The sequence below is a fragment of the Calothrix sp. CCY 0018 genome, from assembly GCF_963920925.1.
GTDB lineage: Bacteria > Cyanobacteriota > Cyanobacteriia > Cyanobacteriales > Nostocaceae > Rivularia.
The window spans coordinates 1-14,104 of sequence record NZ_CAWUDI010000038.1 but is presented as its reverse complement, the minus strand read 5'-3'; the positions used below and the strand labels follow the sequence as shown (position 1 = coordinate 14,104).

The 14,104-nt window shown below is 38.4% G+C and carries 18 protein-coding genes and 3 pseudogenes; 13 read left to right on the top strand and 8 right to left on the bottom strand.

Annotated elements, in window-relative coordinates; genetic code table 11:
* Positions 1 to 214: 214 nt before the first annotated feature.
* Positions 215 to 535 carry a type II toxin-antitoxin system RelE/ParE family toxin gene (locus ACM03V_RS24470; protein ID WP_414623404.1) on the bottom strand — a complete coding sequence of 107 codons (321 nt, stop codon included), beginning with the start codon at positions 533 to 535 and terminating at the stop codon, positions 215 to 217.
* A gap of 24 nt (positions 536 to 559) precedes the next feature.
* On the opposite strand from ACM03V_RS24470, the gene ACM03V_RS24465 reads away from it, so the two are divergent.
* From ACM03V_RS24465 to ACM03V_RS24450, 4 genes and pseudogenes are all read left to right on the top strand, one after another.
* Positions 560 to 841, top strand: a complete 282-nt coding sequence (locus ACM03V_RS24465; protein WP_414623403.1) for a hypothetical protein — start codon at positions 560 to 562, stop codon at positions 839 to 841.
* A 59-nt stretch (positions 842 to 900) separates the two neighbouring features.
* Positions 901 to 2,194, top strand: a pseudogene (locus ACM03V_RS24460) (NACHT domain-containing protein); the annotation flags it as partial.
* Position 2,195: 1 nt separating this feature from the next.
* Entirely contained in the window at positions 2,196 to 2,396 is a 201-nt protein-coding gene (locus ACM03V_RS24455) for a hypothetical protein (RefSeq protein ID WP_414623402.1), read from the top strand.
* 3 nt (positions 2,397 to 2,399) lie between these two features.
* Complete coding sequence (locus ACM03V_RS24450) at positions 2,400 to 3,350, top strand: AAA family ATPase (RefSeq protein ID WP_414623401.1); 951 nt, start codon at positions 2,400 to 2,402, stop codon at positions 3,348 to 3,350.
* Here the strand turns inward: ACM03V_RS24450 and ACM03V_RS24445 are convergent.
* Positions 3,277 to 4,392: a transposase gene (locus ACM03V_RS24445; protein WP_414623400.1), complete on the bottom strand. Its 1,116-nt coding sequence runs from the start codon at positions 4,390 to 4,392 to the stop codon at positions 3,277 to 3,279. The two genes, ACM03V_RS24450 and ACM03V_RS24445, sit on opposite strands and share 74 nt — an antisense overlap.
* A gap of 260 nt (positions 4,393 to 4,652) precedes the next feature.
* On the opposite strand from ACM03V_RS24445, the gene ACM03V_RS24440 reads away from it, so the two are divergent.
* The 3 genes from ACM03V_RS24440 to ACM03V_RS24430 are packed head-to-tail and all read left to right on the top strand — an operon-like array spanning position 4,653 to position 6,039.
* Positions 4,653 to 4,835: a hypothetical protein gene (locus ACM03V_RS24440; RefSeq protein WP_414623399.1), complete on the top strand. Its 183-nt coding sequence runs from the start codon at positions 4,653 to 4,655 to the stop codon at positions 4,833 to 4,835.
* Positions 4,832 to 5,479 (top strand): methylation-associated defense system protein MAD4, encoded by a 648-nt coding sequence (mads4, locus tag ACM03V_RS24435; RefSeq protein ID WP_414623398.1) that lies wholly within the window; start codon positions 4,832 to 4,834, stop codon positions 5,477 to 5,479. The genes ACM03V_RS24440 and mads4 overlap by 4 nt, the downstream gene beginning before the upstream one ends.
* Positions 5,476 to 6,039 (top strand): restriction endonuclease subunit S, encoded by a 564-nt coding sequence (locus ACM03V_RS24430; RefSeq protein WP_414623397.1) that lies wholly within the window; start codon positions 5,476 to 5,478, stop codon positions 6,037 to 6,039. Before mads4 ends, ACM03V_RS24430 begins: the two co-directional genes overlap by 4 nt.
* Here ACM03V_RS24430 and ACM03V_RS24425 read toward each other — a convergent pair.
* The 3 genes and pseudogenes from ACM03V_RS24425 to ACM03V_RS24415 form a co-directional block, all read right to left on the bottom strand.
* On the bottom strand, positions 6,005 to 6,994 hold the full coding sequence (locus ACM03V_RS24425) for a hypothetical protein (protein ID WP_414623396.1): 990 nt from the start codon (positions 6,992 to 6,994) through the stop codon (positions 6,005 to 6,007). The two genes, ACM03V_RS24430 and ACM03V_RS24425, sit on opposite strands and share 35 nt — an antisense overlap.
* Positions 6,957 to 7,166: a hypothetical protein gene (locus ACM03V_RS24420; RefSeq protein ID WP_414623395.1), complete on the bottom strand. Its 210-nt coding sequence runs from the start codon at positions 7,164 to 7,166 to the stop codon at positions 6,957 to 6,959. Before ACM03V_RS24420 ends, ACM03V_RS24425 begins: the two co-directional genes overlap by 38 nt.
* A gap of 77 nt (positions 7,167 to 7,243) precedes the next feature.
* Positions 7,244 to 7,874, bottom strand: a pseudogene (locus ACM03V_RS24415) (hypothetical protein).
* A 196-nt stretch (positions 7,875 to 8,070) separates the two neighbouring features.
* On the opposite strand from ACM03V_RS24415, the gene ACM03V_RS24410 reads away from it, so the two are divergent.
* Together ACM03V_RS24410 and ACM03V_RS24405 are read left to right on the top strand one after the other, a co-directional pair.
* Positions 8,071 to 8,262, top strand: a complete 192-nt coding sequence (locus ACM03V_RS24410) for a ribbon-helix-helix domain-containing protein (RefSeq protein ID WP_414623394.1) — start codon at positions 8,071 to 8,073, stop codon at positions 8,260 to 8,262.
* A 1,354-nt stretch (positions 8,263 to 9,616) separates the two neighbouring features.
* The gene (locus ACM03V_RS24405) at positions 9,617 to 9,904 is read left to right on the top strand and encodes a hypothetical protein (RefSeq protein ID WP_414623393.1); all 288 of its coding nucleotides are present in this window, start codon (positions 9,617 to 9,619) and stop codon (positions 9,902 to 9,904) included.
* Here the strand turns inward: ACM03V_RS24405 and ACM03V_RS24400 are convergent.
* Complete coding sequence (locus ACM03V_RS24400; protein WP_414623392.1) at positions 9,879 to 10,277, bottom strand: transposase; 399 nt, start codon at positions 10,275 to 10,277, stop codon at positions 9,879 to 9,881. The two genes, ACM03V_RS24405 and ACM03V_RS24400, sit on opposite strands and share 26 nt — an antisense overlap.
* 25 nt (positions 10,278 to 10,302) lie before the next feature.
* Here ACM03V_RS24400 and ACM03V_RS24395 point away from each other — a divergent pair, with 25 nt between their 5' ends.
* Complete coding sequence (locus ACM03V_RS24395; RefSeq protein WP_414623391.1) at positions 10,303 to 10,854, top strand: hypothetical protein; 552 nt, start codon at positions 10,303 to 10,305, stop codon at positions 10,852 to 10,854.
* Positions 10,855 to 10,888: 34 nt separating this feature from the next.
* Positions 10,889 to 11,971, top strand: a complete 1,083-nt coding sequence (locus ACM03V_RS24390) for an IS66 family transposase (RefSeq protein ID WP_414623390.1) — start codon at positions 10,889 to 10,891, stop codon at positions 11,969 to 11,971.
* 390 nt (positions 11,972 to 12,361) lie between these two features.
* Here the strand turns inward: ACM03V_RS24390 and ACM03V_RS24385 are convergent, their stop codons facing one another.
* Positions 12,362 to 12,511 carry a hypothetical protein gene (locus ACM03V_RS24385; protein WP_414623458.1) on the bottom strand — a complete coding sequence of 50 codons (150 nt, stop codon included), beginning with the start codon at positions 12,509 to 12,511 and terminating at the stop codon, positions 12,362 to 12,364.
* Between the two features lie 227 nt (positions 12,512 to 12,738).
* Between ACM03V_RS24385 and ACM03V_RS24380 the strand changes: the two genes are divergently transcribed.
* Both ACM03V_RS24380 and ACM03V_RS24375 read left to right on the top strand, forming a co-directional pair.
* Entirely contained in the window at positions 12,739 to 13,254 is a 516-nt protein-coding gene (locus ACM03V_RS24380; RefSeq protein ID WP_414623389.1) for an IS66 family transposase zinc-finger binding domain-containing protein, read from the top strand.
* 210 nt (positions 13,255 to 13,464) lie between these two features.
* The gene (locus tag ACM03V_RS24375; RefSeq protein WP_414623388.1) at positions 13,465 to 13,785 is read left to right on the top strand and encodes a hypothetical protein; all 321 of its coding nucleotides are present in this window, start codon (positions 13,465 to 13,467) and stop codon (positions 13,783 to 13,785) included.
* Between the two features lie 122 nt (positions 13,786 to 13,907).
* Here ACM03V_RS24375 and ACM03V_RS24370 read toward each other — a convergent pair.
* Positions 13,908 to 14,104 (bottom strand): annotated as a pseudogene (locus tag ACM03V_RS24370) (hypothetical protein); the annotation flags it as partial.

Genomic DNA, 14,104 nt, shown 5'->3' with positions numbered 1-14,104 from the left:
CAATAACGTCCGGCGTTATCCAAGGTAAGTGCATGATCATAAATAAAATATGGAGATACATTGATGTAAAAACGCAGTTGATTTAAAAATCAAAAAAATTTCAATATTCTTAATTTGAAAACCGCACAGATTTTTCAAAACAAAAATATCATTTTCTTGCTTAGAATCTATTCCTACAGAGTAAAGGTTTTTATTTTGGATCGGAATTATTCATCTAACTCGTGGCGGTATATCCGCTAAATCTCTTGCTCCATGAAATACCCTTAGAATCGAGGGCGGTAGTGTCTTGGATACGATAGAAAATTAGATAATCTCTAAAATATTTGATGCGCCATTGTCTAATTGCACCCAATCTTGACACCACCAACTGTGTTATTTTTCCCATACCAGGGGTTTTTAGCAACTGCTCAAAAGTCAGTTCCGCACTATCTAAAAATTTAACGGCTATCTGGGCATTACCATTAACCAATATATAATTTGCCAACTGTCGCAAATCTTGCGTCGCCCGGTCTTTGATAATTAAACGATAGTCCATGCGTTCTTGTGAAGCTCTGAGGTAATGGAATTAGCAGTGATGCAATATTGTCTGAGAGTCGGTTTAAATTTTGAGGTGGCTGCTGCTACGGTTAAAAGACTGAAGGATGAGGGTTTTATTTTACCTATTTCGGAAAAAGTAGCCAAGCGTTTTATGTTGTGTTGGGATGGCAAGAAGGGGAAACTAGAACTTTTAGAGTTTGATTTGAAGAAGGCGATCGCATCTTTGGATGAAGGTAAACCTGTAATTCCCGTGTGGTTGGACGGAATCTATCAAAAGTTGGCGCTGAAGTTGGGAAAAAGTTAAAACTTCTGAGATAAAGCGCAAATGGCACTGAGGGCTTCGTGCTACCTTTGGTAAGATGTATCAATAGCGATGTCTTCGACCAGTTGAACCGCATGGGTAAGCTGCTGTTAATTTTTGACGGTTTTGATGAAATGGCTGCAAAAGTTGACCGTCAGCAGATGATTAATAACTTTTGGGAACTGGTTAAGGTTGTGGTTCCCGGTGCCAAAGTGATTTTAACTTGTCGCACAGAACATTTTCCAGAAGCTCAAGAAGGACGGGCTTTGTTGAATGCAGAGTTACAAGCTTCTACTAAAAATTTAACCGGAGAAACACCCCAGTTTGAAGTATTGGAACTGGAAAAATTCAACGACGAGCAAATAAGACAAGTATTGTTACACCAAGCAGAAACTGCAACGGTTGACCAAGTGATGGGCAATCCGCAACTATTAGACTTGGCACGTCGTCCGGTAATGACCGATTTAATTTTAGAAGCATTACCAGATATTGAAGCGGGTAAACCTGTGGATATGTCGCGGGTTTATTTGTATGCAGTGCGACGGAAGATGGAACGGGATATCAAAGCCGAACGCACGTTTACTTCTTTGGCAGATAAACTGTATTTCTTGTGCGAACTATCTTGGGAAATGCTTTCTAATGACCAACTGAGCATTAATTACAAGTTGTTTCCCGATCGCATTCGTCGCTTGTTTGGTTCTATCGTGCAAGAACAAAATGATTTGGATCATTGGCATTACGTCATGATGGGGCAGACGATGCTGATTCGTAATGCTAATGGGGATTATACTCCCGCTCATCGTTTGCTATTAGAGTTTTTTGTTGCATATAAATTTGCGGCTGAGTTGGGAATTTTAGCTGATGATTTTACGGAACTAGCACAAGCACAAGCACAATCTTGTTTGGATCGTAGCGCTGCACCCGTTGATTATACTTGGTCTGGTTATTTTGAGCGGCAGTTGGATAATTCCGGAAATTGTATTGCGATTGCTCCGTTAAAGGGGTTTATTAAAGAATCTTTGGAGAAATTGAGGGAAAATTTTGGGCGTTAAGCCATTAACGAAAGCGGTGATGGATTTGATGTTGGGGATGGTGGGGGATAATGAAGCGCTGGTTGAGGTTATTGAGATGACGCGGGGGAAAAGTGAGGAGGAGGTTGGTTATGTGGGTGGAAATGCTGTCACCTTTTCGGTGAAGGTTGATAAAGCTGTTTTGGAGGGGAGAGATTTAAGTTTTGTTTCTATCAAAGGATCGGTACTTAATAATGTTAGTTTGCGAGGCACTAACTTCAAGCAGGCTAATCGGGATGCCCAAGGATGCGGCTTTCTGGCAGTTTTTATACCTGATTTTCTGTAAAATGCACGACGAGCAGAAATCACCTCGCGGTCAAAGACGATTTTGGGCTGGTCCCAAGGAACAGTTTGATATTGAGGGACGCAAGGAAATTCGCAAGCGGATTTTACCTTTGTTTGAAGACGTGAAGGAGAATTACAGCAATCTTTTTCGTGGTAATGAGGAGATTAGTCTTTCCGATCGCGCTTTGGCTTTTATGGTGTAGGAGTTGGTTCATTATAGTAAAGGGGAGTATTTTGGTTTTGCAATAGAAGCTAATTTACCTCAAGAAATTATTATTAACTTACTTCAAAATGCATCCGCAGCAGTACAAAAAGATAGCAAGCGACATCCCCATAGCTTGCGTTATGAAATCCGGTTTCAAATATTTAATAAGATTGAGCTTCATGTAACCGATGAATTTCTTTATATTCTGCCCGAAGAAGTTTCTGAACCCGAACAAGGTTGGATAATAGGAGAAAAACGCCCCTCTTCTTGGCAAAAAATTATTGATAGAGCAAACGGAACTCCAGCTAATTTAAAACCAGAATTCCGTAGCGCAAATCAACCAAAATTAAATTTAGAACCCCAGGAATTAGCTTTAGCAAATGTGGTAAGAGATTTAACTAACTTTCCTGCAACTAATTGGTTTATAGATTTATTAAAAAAAGGGGTAATGCGCTATGAACCCAGTTGGCAAATGTTACGAAAAGCCTGTCCTCCAGGCCAACCAAAAAATTTACGCGCTGATGCAGCTAATTTACCTTGGTTGGTAATGAATTTGCAACAGGAAGAACCCGATTTATTTGAAGCTTGGGTAGAACATATCAAAATGGCTTTACCTAACATTGTCAAAATAGAAGCGATTCAAAGAGAAGAAGATTATCACGCTTATCTCAAGTTAACTTATTTGGGAAACTATATAGTTACATCTTCGGGATTATCTTACGGAACTCTGCATATATTAGCTTTGACTATTTTGCCTTATTTACCTAAAGTTGCCGATTTAATTTTTTTAGAAGAACCGGAAAACGGTATTCATCCTAGAGCAATAGAAGTGGTTTTGCAATCTTTAAGTTCTGTATATAATTCCCAAGTTTTTATACTCACATCTTGCACCTGGAGAATTGAATGTCAAAACCACAACTACGTGCAAGAGGAATTAATCGCTCAATATTAAGTAAAAGAAGAGACACAACTATTTTTGGAAAAAATGATTCAAGAGCAATCTGGGATGCTTCTCCCCAATCAGGTGGCAATGGCAACTGAGTTGATAAGTAAGTCCAATGGACTATAAAATAAGCAGTTAAGGAAAGAATCAGCCAACGATACATTCCAATTAAGGTTTTCTGACCAAAACGATGTAAGCCAAAACGATGCTTTGCTGTTTTAAACCAACCCTCAATCTGCCATCTACGTTTTCCCCACCACTTAATAGTGCTAGCTTTTAGAGGTCTGGTAGATAAAACAAACCTTTTTTCTAGTCTTCCATTTTCACGTTTAAGGTAATACCAAGCTACGGTAACAGGAAACTGCAAACCAACCAACTTTACCTGTTGCCCTTGTTTATGCAAATGTCTTAGAACCCTTCCATCAACTAATTTACGATTGATAGAAAGACCTGTGATGGCATGATATTTAAGCTTACGAATACCATGTAAAAAATCTATACTACCAAAAGCTGTATCAGCTAAAATCATCACCTGAAAGTGTTTGGTCAGTAGCTTTGGTAAAGCTTTAATTAATTTCAGCCCTAATTGTGCTTGTGAGGGTGTACCCTTACCTCTCCAAACTCGGAAGCTCCAAGGAATTCGCCACTTTCCGACAACCAGATATAGTACCACTAGGTGTAATCCTCGTTTACCGTTATAAACTGAGATTAAATGCTCAAAATCTGGAAATTTACCTCGTTTTTCAAGGGTGGTAAGGTCAACGATTACTTGTAAAAATGGTCTACGTCCTTTTCCAGATTCATATAAAGCTTTTAAAACCACCTCTAATACTTGATTACGAACTGCGCGAATCATGTCCCGTGTTGACCAAGGATTGATATTTAAAAATCTACTTAAAGCGCTCGCAGACTTAGTTTTAGAATGTTCAGGTAAAGGATGCCCTTGGGCTTCTAAGAATAATCCCAATATCGCTTCAAGATTTTCTTTTTGGTACTGTGTGGGCATCAAGTCTTTGAGGTTGTAAACTAACTCTTGGGCGTGGGCAAGCATTGTTCTTGCTCTATTTTATTGATATTTCACGCCCTTTCTCTCATATTTTCTGCTACAAAAGCAAATTTGGCGATCGCAAAGCAGCGATGACGCACAGCGTCATCGCTGAATATAGTATGGTTTGTTTAATTTATTATGTAATAGTACTATCTTTTTGTGTGATAAATTACTTACCCTTACTGAAGCTTCACACTTAATCTAACGTCATATTTTTATTCTCTTTATTTGTTTTTTAAGTGTTTACTCGTTAGGTGCAAGATGTGAGTATATCTACTCATTCTCCGGTAGTTTTAGCTCATACAGCGCTAGAATCAATTATTGTGATGCAACTCAGCAAGGAGAATGGTGCGAAAGCTATACAAGGAAAACAACATCCACGTTTGCAAGATTGGCGAGGAGGTATTGATTTGGGTTCTCTGTTCGCTGCGGGGGTACTTGGATGAGAGATTGTATTTTCCTGCTCGCAGACAAAAATATGGAGGCGACATTCTTGGGTTTTTTAACTAGAGAAAAATTTTATTTGAGTTTAGGAATTAGCAATTTTGAATTTGACTCAACTGAAGATTTAATTGTAGATGAAAGTGGCAGCGACCCAGGGGTTTATACTCGCGCTCATGAATTTTTACGTCCTTACCAAAAAACACATCGCTATGCTGTTATAGCTTTGGATAATGCTTGGGAGGGTTCCCCTGGTGTAGAAGGTATTGAAGATAATATTAGTAAAAATATGTTGAAAACTGGCTGGGATAAAAATAATTTTGCTGTAATTGTAATCGATCTAGAGTTAGAAATTTGGATATTGCAGGATACCCCAGTTGTAGAACAAGCATTTAGATTTAAACAACAAAATGTATCTATGCGGGAATGGTTAGCACAAAAAGGATTATGGGATATTGGGATGTCAAAACCTGCTGATCCGAAAAAAGCTGTGGAAGATGTTTTAAAAATATCAAGAATACCTCGTTCATCTGCGATTTATCGTCAAATTACGAATAGAGTTTCTGTTAAAAGATGTCAAGACCCAGCTTTTCAAAAACTGTGTAGTACTTTGCAGCATTGGTTTCCGTTTGATGGGGGTCAGATATGAAAATTTCTAAGTTAGATATTCCTGTTACTTCCCACTGGATTGAAAATAACGAGCGTCGTTTGGATGGGAATCCTTATCTTTCTGGTGCTTTTGAAGCAAAGGTTATTTTAGAAAAGTTACCTGTTAAAAAAGAACCGTTGCAGGAATTAACTAAAGGAGGAATGAAAGGGATTTTTAATGGTCCGAGATTTTCACGCAATTATGTTAATGACTCAGACTACGGTATTCCTTTTCTTGGAAGTACAGATATCTTAGCAGCAGATTTATCAAATTTACCTCTTTTGTCAAAAAAGAAAGTAATATCATGTCCAGAATTATTAATTGACGAAGGATGGACATTAATAACTTGTTCTGGAACTATAGGTAGAATGATTTATTCCCGTTCTGATATGAAAGGAATGGCGGGTTCACAGCATTTTATGCGTGTTGTAGCTGACCCCGATAAGATTTTACCTGGTTATTTATACGCTTACCTCAGCAGCCGCTTCGGTCTTCCTATCGTTGTTTCGGGGACTTATGGCGCGATTATTTCAAATGCACTGGACAATCATTCCATATAACCTTATCTCCGACTTGAGGGATTTTCTCAAGTTTTTCAAAATGCTGGTTTTTTAACTGATTAATACTTTGTCTTTCTTCCTCACTTAACATTTTCCAAACAGTAGATTTTAATTCTTCGTTCCAATTTTCTGTTGTTGAAACAATTTCTTCCCAACAAGTTGCTTGCAATAGCATTTCAACTTGTTTTGAAATATCTTTGGATGCAGCATCATCTTGGTTTTGATTGCGAATTAGTTTTAAAGTTGTTCCTGATTCTTCAGATACACGTATTGGAATAGCTACAGACTGTACATCTTCTGATAAGTCAATATCCGATTCTTCCTCACTTTCCGGATATTCAGAGTCAGTATCTTCTGTATCTTTTTGTAATAATGATTCAAATTCTTGCTGTTTGGATTCCCAGTTTATTTGATTCACAACATCTTCCGAGTCGATATTGTCGTCAGTTTCTTCATCGTTAATCAAATCGGTTAAAGAACTAATTCTATCTGTTGGAATCTCAACTTGAAGATTATCGTATAAGTTAGCGATCGCCATTCTGACAATTCGCTGTGGGGACAATCCCGATTCCTCTATCAGCTTATCCGTAAGCACTCCCGTCTGGTGGTCATCTTCCATAATTTTACCGAAAGTATAGTATCGACTACCATCAGGTGTTGCTCGCCAATTCCCAACTTTTTTCTCTGTTTTCTGAGATTTGAGAAACTTTCCTCTTTCTTTAATCAGTCCCAATACAAGTTTGCAAGTCAATCCACCAATGGGAATATCTTGCAACTTTTCAATTAAAACCTGGTAATTCTTCGAGCATAACCGCAGTAATATCGGTACAGGCAATACAGCCAAATGTTCCGGACAACCAACAAACGCTTGAAAATTTTCTGCAATTTTTAGCGGTACGCGAAGCCATGCCGAAGGCTTATCGCCTTTCTTCGGCACTCCCTTTATCCCATCCATACTCCTCCAACAGTGCGCGATACTGTTTCCTGTTAAGAGTATGCTTACATTCGTAAAGCGAGAATGCTGCATACAGATACTCCAAAGTACTTTGCTCGATGTGTACCGTGGGATTGGAGTCAATATAGTTCTGCTCGGTGTACCTTTCGGTTGCAAGAATTAGTGAAGTCATGTTAAATTTGCTTTGCTTTTATTAGTGTTTGGTCTGTCACAAAGACCAATTTTTCTAATCCGACTAATCTGAATAACTTAAGCTGCTGTTGAAAGCATTTTAGACAGTGTTGCGGGCTTGCTTGGCTTGAGAGAAGCATCCATTGATGAAACTTGGGAGATAGCTGCCAATGCATAACCCAAAGTATGCTTATGGATTCGGGGCATTTTGCGAAATGACATATCTTGTCCCCAGTCTTGAACTGATTTTGTGCCAATATGCAGGACTTGAGTAAGGGTTTGAACGCAAGTCCCACGAAAGTTAGCATTTCTAGACAGTTTGCAATACTTGTTGCTCGCTTAGCCCGTTGAGAAGAACTTTCTCCAAAAACATTTGAGCGTCAACCGATGGTGGGGCAAAATCCCCTTTTAGGATGCTTCCTAGCTCATGGGGTGCAGTTTGGGCAACATAAATATAAGCAAGCGCAATCCTACAATATTTAGGCATTCCTTCAAAGTTAAGGTCGTTTCCCCATTTGCGAACTGTTGCTCGCTGTATATCAAAGATTGCACAAAGTACGGTAATGCATTTTTTGCGATACTGGCTGTCTGTTTCTTCTTCAAGTAATTCTGAGGGAGTCAGTTCAGCAATACCAAAGCAGTGACGTAGGAATTGCCTGGGTTCCAAACCTTTTTTCGGTAATTTTTTCAGGATTTCGCAGTTTTTCATCTTTAGAGATTCCTGTTTACAAGGAAGGGAGTTTACGGGAGCATTGGACTTTTGGAATCGAAACTGAATTTTTTTGTGTCGTATATCAGCATCATACTAAAAGCAGCTATTCCACAACTAAATAGCATCTTTATCGAAACAATATTTAAATTCAAGAAAAGATACGATGAGACATGAAAATTAAAAAAGACTTGCCGTGACTAAGAGAATAAGCGTTTCTATTCCCGATTTGACTCATGAAAAATTACAAATTTGGGCTGATATTGAAGGTACCAGTCTCGCAGACCTAGCTGCTTATTTGCTGCGTAGAGACGTTGAAGTAGCTGAAAAAGAAGGAAAGCTTAGATACCCAGATGAAACAAATGGTAATTCCGAATCAAAGCCGTGAGTAAGCTATTTTCTATGAGCTTTGCTAATTTGTTCGTTTACAAGCTTTGAGGGTTGTACTGTTTTTCATAGTTGCCCATATTTGATAATGGTAGAAGTTTATCGCTAATACAGTTATCATAGTCTACATAGGTCATATATATCAATAGTGTCGTGTGAGCTATTTCAAAACTGAGTTAACTAGCGGAAAATGAGCGTGTGGTATATGTGACCTATTTATGTCAGATGACAACAAAAAAGAAGACCAAACTGTAAGCTTTAGAGTTTTTCTACCTGAGTCCTTAAGAACAGAATTTAAAGTCTGGTGCGCTAGGGAAGGGACAAATATGAGCGAAAAATCTAGGCAGCTTATAGAGCAATGGATTGAAAGTAGAGTTAATCAACATTTGTAAATGAATACAGCAGCAATTGACCCGTTCAAATTACCCACAATCTCGCTCTCACTGCGGAAGCATCTACCCTTAGTTTGTGCAGTCTACTTTGTGCTGCATGACAACAAAGTTGTTTACGTTGGTAAAGCAACAGTACTAAGACAACGTTGGGATTCTCCTTGCTAGAATCCAAGAATTCAAAGACTTACCTGGTGAAGTTCGCATTGCTTGGCTGATTTGTGATAGCTCAGAGTTAATAGATGAGTTAGAAAAATCCATGATTGCTCGCTTTGAACCTTCAATAAATGGCTCAAAAGTTTAATATGCAACCCTACAGAAGACGATTTATCTAGAACTGAAAACAATGGAAGCTCTGAAAAAACGAGCTAGCAAAGAAAAGCGAACAGTAAGCAACCTATACAATTTATTAATTGAGCAAGAAATGAGCGAATGGTTAAAGCTGGAGAAAACTTGACTGTGATGAAATATAAAGATTATAAATTGGAAAAGACCCGTCGGGACTAAAAGGATAAGCTTTTCTATTCCCGACTTAACTCATCAAAAATAAAGGTAAAGCTAATTGAGTGAGCAAGTGAATACAGTAACTATTAAGCAGTTTGAGTTAAAAACAATCTAGCGATCGCAGCGTAAAAATTAGTCAATTATTTCAAATTTATGAAAAAATACGACTTCCCGGAATTAAGTGATAATACGGTGAAGAAGATTGTAACTTCTAGAGCAAATCCTCATTTATTTAGGAAGCCAATCCAAAATACAAAATCTTAGATATGCCTTTCACCTTCTCTTTTGCCCTGAGCCAAAATAAAACCTTTGAGCTACGCTGTAGTTACGGTAATCGTCGTTTGGATACAGAAGCCTTAGCGACATTAATATGCAAAATTCTCTCCAGGAAAAGATGTGAAAGCTACTGTTCAAAGACATATGGGAGCTTCCACTCAGCATGATGTCTATGATTACTGAATTATGGTTGCAAGTCAGTTTCCGATGAGAGAGTGTAACTTCTTCTGGAATTATGCAGTCTTTGATGGTAAGGAATTTAGAAACTACTCTGCGACCGTAAAAACTAATCTAAGTACTGATAGAGAAGTGAATGAAGAGAATATTCTATCAGGTGCGCCCCTGGGGTTAGTAGCAATGCTTGAGGTAAACGGGGCTAAAAAATATTTCTGTGACTTGAGTGCAGAAGATTATGAGTTAATTGGTAGAGAGAAATTGAGCGGCTTGGTTAGAGATATACTCGGTTTATCTTAGAGCTAGACAAATTTGTCCATCGCTTGCTCTCAAAGAACTCTCGAATAAAGTTTTTAGCATACAACCAGATATCTTCTACAGGATTTTGCGTTGGGTCGTTGGGTGCAAATCGAATACAAGTTACTTTCCATTCGTCTTCATTTAACCCTTGATTAATATTATTTAAATGAGCTTTAAATTCATGAGAACGATGATAGCTAGCTCCATCCCAAATCAGAGCAATGCGACTTTTTGGATACTGAGAAATTAAATATTCAACGAAGGCGATCGCGTTACTTGTATCACCTTTTTCATAAGGTTTAATTAAAAACTCTTGGTATCCGCTCAAAAAAATGGGGTAAAGGTACACCTTGCGTCGTAGAATATGAAGCATGACGCAAAAACCATGATCAGAAGAAGTGGTATCAGTATCATTGCAATCAATTGAGCCAAAAGAGATTGCAGATGAAGGAGTGCGTCAAACAGTAGAACTGTTATTGAATTTGGTAGAACAACTAAATACAAAAAATAAGCAATTAGAAAAAGAAATTCAAAAACTACGGGATGAGAATAACCGTCTGAAAGGTGAACAAGGAAAACCTGACATAAAAGCGAACAAAAACAAAGGGTTTAAGAAAAATCATTCATCAGAGAAAGAGCGAAAAATACCAAAAGAGCGCAAAAAAACAAGTAAAAACGAGTCAATTCAGATAGACCGAGAAGAGATTGTATTTTACCCCCAAGAAAAATTACCACCAGACGTACAGTTCAAGGGCTATGAGGAAGTAGTAGTCCAAGATATTTTACTGAAGCCAGATAACATACTATTTCGCAAGGAAAAATACTACTCACCGAAAACAAGAAAAACATATCTAGCAAATTTACCAACAGGTAAGAGCGGAGAATTCGGTCCAGGGATAAAAGCTTTGGTCATGAGTCTTTATTACGGTGGAAACATGACGATGCGGTAAAATAAAAGAATTTTTAGAGAATATCGGTATCTCGATGAGTGCAGGGTACTTATCAAATTTATTAATTAAAAACCCAGAAGTTTTCTTAGCTGAGTACGAAGAAGTTTATGCAGAAGGACTAGCAAGCAGTCCTTGGCAACATTTTGACCAGACAGGTGCGCGTGTGGGGGGAGTAAACTATACAACAAATGTGATTTGTAACCCTCTGTATACAATCTACCAGACGACACGAAACAAAGACCGTTTGAGTTTGAGTGTATTGAAGGTGTTGCAAAACACAACTGAGCTTGAGTTTATTCTCAACTCCCTAACATATGAGCTTTTAGATACTTTTAATTTACCAGCCAAGTGGGTTAATCAACTCAAATTATTACCTCAGCAAGTCGCTTTAACGGAAGCTGAGTTTAATTTTTTAATTGATGAGTATTTAAGTAAACTGGGTTCCCAGAATCGCTCCCGCGTATGTGAATCGGCAGCAATTGCCTTTTATCATCAGCAATCAACCATTCCTGTAATTAAAACTTTACTGTGTGATGATGCTCCGCAGTTTAAATTAATAACTTCAGATTTAGCTCTTTGTTGGGTACATGAAGGACGACATTATAAAAAATTAAGTCCACTCATACCTTACCACCAAAAACTTTTAGATGATTTTCTGGAAAGATTCTGGAATTATTACCGAAAATTGTTAGCTTACCGAGATTCTCCGAGTTGTGAAAAAGCTCATCAATTAGAACTGGAATTTTGGACACTTTTTACCGAAAAGACTGGTTACGAGCAGTTAGATGAGCGAAAACGATTAACCGCTTTACAAGTCCTGGAGTTGCTTCTTGTATTGGAGCATCCAGAATTACCATTGCATAACAATCCAGCAGAGTTAGCTGCCAGAACGATTGTACAACGGCGCAACATTAGTTACGCAACCCAAACAGAGCAAGGTACAAAGGCATGGGATATTTTTATGTTACTTGTTGACACAACTCGCAAGTTGGGTATCAGCTTTTTCGAGTATATTAGCGATCGCATTTCTCAAGTTGAAAATATTCCATCTTTGGGGACTATTATTCGGGAGAGGTCTTCAGAGAATCCCTTTGGTTGGTCATGGATACCTCAATAACTCCCTACCCCGAAATTTTGAGGGGATACAACTCTTGTGTATAATAATTTGGCTCTTCAGTACTTAATATGCTAAAAACATTCGTATAAAAGCTGGAAAGATTGCCACGTAATAGATTTAGGTTTTTTAAATAACATTTTTAGCTATTTTACAGTTTTGAGCTTTAAACCCATGTAAAAAAGAATATTTTAGTTTTTAATTAATAATTTGGCATACTAGGTACTGAAGAGCCAATAATTTAGAGCGCCAAAGTAGGTTTGTCGTTGTCGTTCATTGATAACTGGAACTTCCACTCGTTCCTTGGTGTTACCCCAAATATAACTACAAATATCTCCCCATAACAGATGGCATTCATCTTCACAAAAAACCACAAGTTGCCCGGATACTATATCATCTTGATGAGCATTCAGCCACGCCGTTATTTCTAGTTTTTTTAGCTACTAGTTCTGGGTCTTTTCTCGGATTCTTTTTCTGTGTTTTTTTCCAACTTATATTAGCTTGTTTAAACAAGTCATAGTAGCTTTGATTGGATTCAAAGATTACATCAAAATTATCTTATAAATACTCTTTTAGTTCTGATAAATGCCAGTAATTTTTATGTTTTAGCCAAGTTAATACAGTTTGTTTTTGTACTAAATTAAGATAACTTTTTGACCCTTTGTATCTTAATCTTAGTCCACTAATACCCTGTTCTGCAAATATATATTTCCATTTATTTACAAAACCTACAGACACTCCTAGAATGCTTAGATGGTAGTTTAAGATGCATGGATGTAAAGTGCCTCATTTACGGAATTGAAATCCCCAACTCAGATTGGGAAAAAACTCCGACCAGTGTCAAAGAACTGGTGGAGAAAATGGGGCAGCATATAAAGCAATCAGAAAAAGAGTTAGCGGATTTAGAAACTAAACAGCAGGAGCTTTTAGAAAAAATTAACCGTACATCAAATAATTCATCATCTCCCCCGTCAACCGACCCACCCAGTGCAGAAAAGCCAGTAAAGAAAAACAAGAGCGGTAAAAAGCGCGGTGGGCAGCCAGGTCATAAGGGGCATAGTCGATTTTTATATGAGCCGTCATACTGTGAAGAGGTTTTGAATCACCACCCTGAAATTTGTAACTGTTGTGGTGAGAAATTAAGCGGAGAAGACGGGAACCCTTACCGTCACCAAGTAGTAGAAATTCCCCCAATTAAACCGATAGTCATAGAACATCGCTTACATAAACTAATATGTGACCACTGTGGAGAAAGCACCCGTGCAGCATTACCGCTCTTGTTTTAATCCAAGTGGTTACGGTACTCGTGCAGTAGCCATGGTTGCTGTTTTGAGTGGATTATACCGGCATAGCCAGAGAATGGTACAAAGTGCAATGTCCAACGAGAGTTCATTAAAATCTCAGAACGAACAGGAGTCTCGAAGCAAATAGGAGATGATCTCTTAGAGCAAGAAAAGGAATTATTTAAACTTTGGTATTAAGTCAGAGATGGTACTTTGAAGCGTTGCGAATTGCAGCTAAAAGTTCAATTCATCCGTAACTCAATCAAGTCCTCCTTGCAAGAAGCCGCAAACTATGAGGTTGGTTACAAAGAAAAAACTCCCTTCGCAAAAACTGTCCGTACTTGTCGCCAACTTCTGAAAGTTGAACCAGCTTTATGGTTGTTTGTCGATGTTGAAGGTGTAGAACCAACGAATAATACTGCCCAGAGGCGAAATCTTGCCACGGGGAGTATCCCTGTGGCAAAGTTTCGCAGCTATACGTCCTGCGGTGATATGGCTCCCTACCAGTTTTGGCTCCCAAACTCAAGCGGGTAGCACTTTTGTGTCTCGGATGTTAACTGTTGTGACTTCCCTTAAATTTCAACGTCGCAATGTATTGGAGTTTATGACTAATGCTTTGACACTCCCACCCCTAAAGGGAGTGGGATTCAGATAGCTTAGTTAGAATCCACTATCTTATCTACATCAAACAGGTTTAACTGTTCGCCTAACAAGTTCCCCGGCAAACGCTTTTTGCTACGAGAGCGGCGTTTTATCTCCTTAATCCCTGTTAACTCAGGGGAGGGCGTTTCAAACAAACGAAGTTGTTTTGGTTCCGAGCAGTCCACCCGTACCGTTTTAAAATACTTAGCAG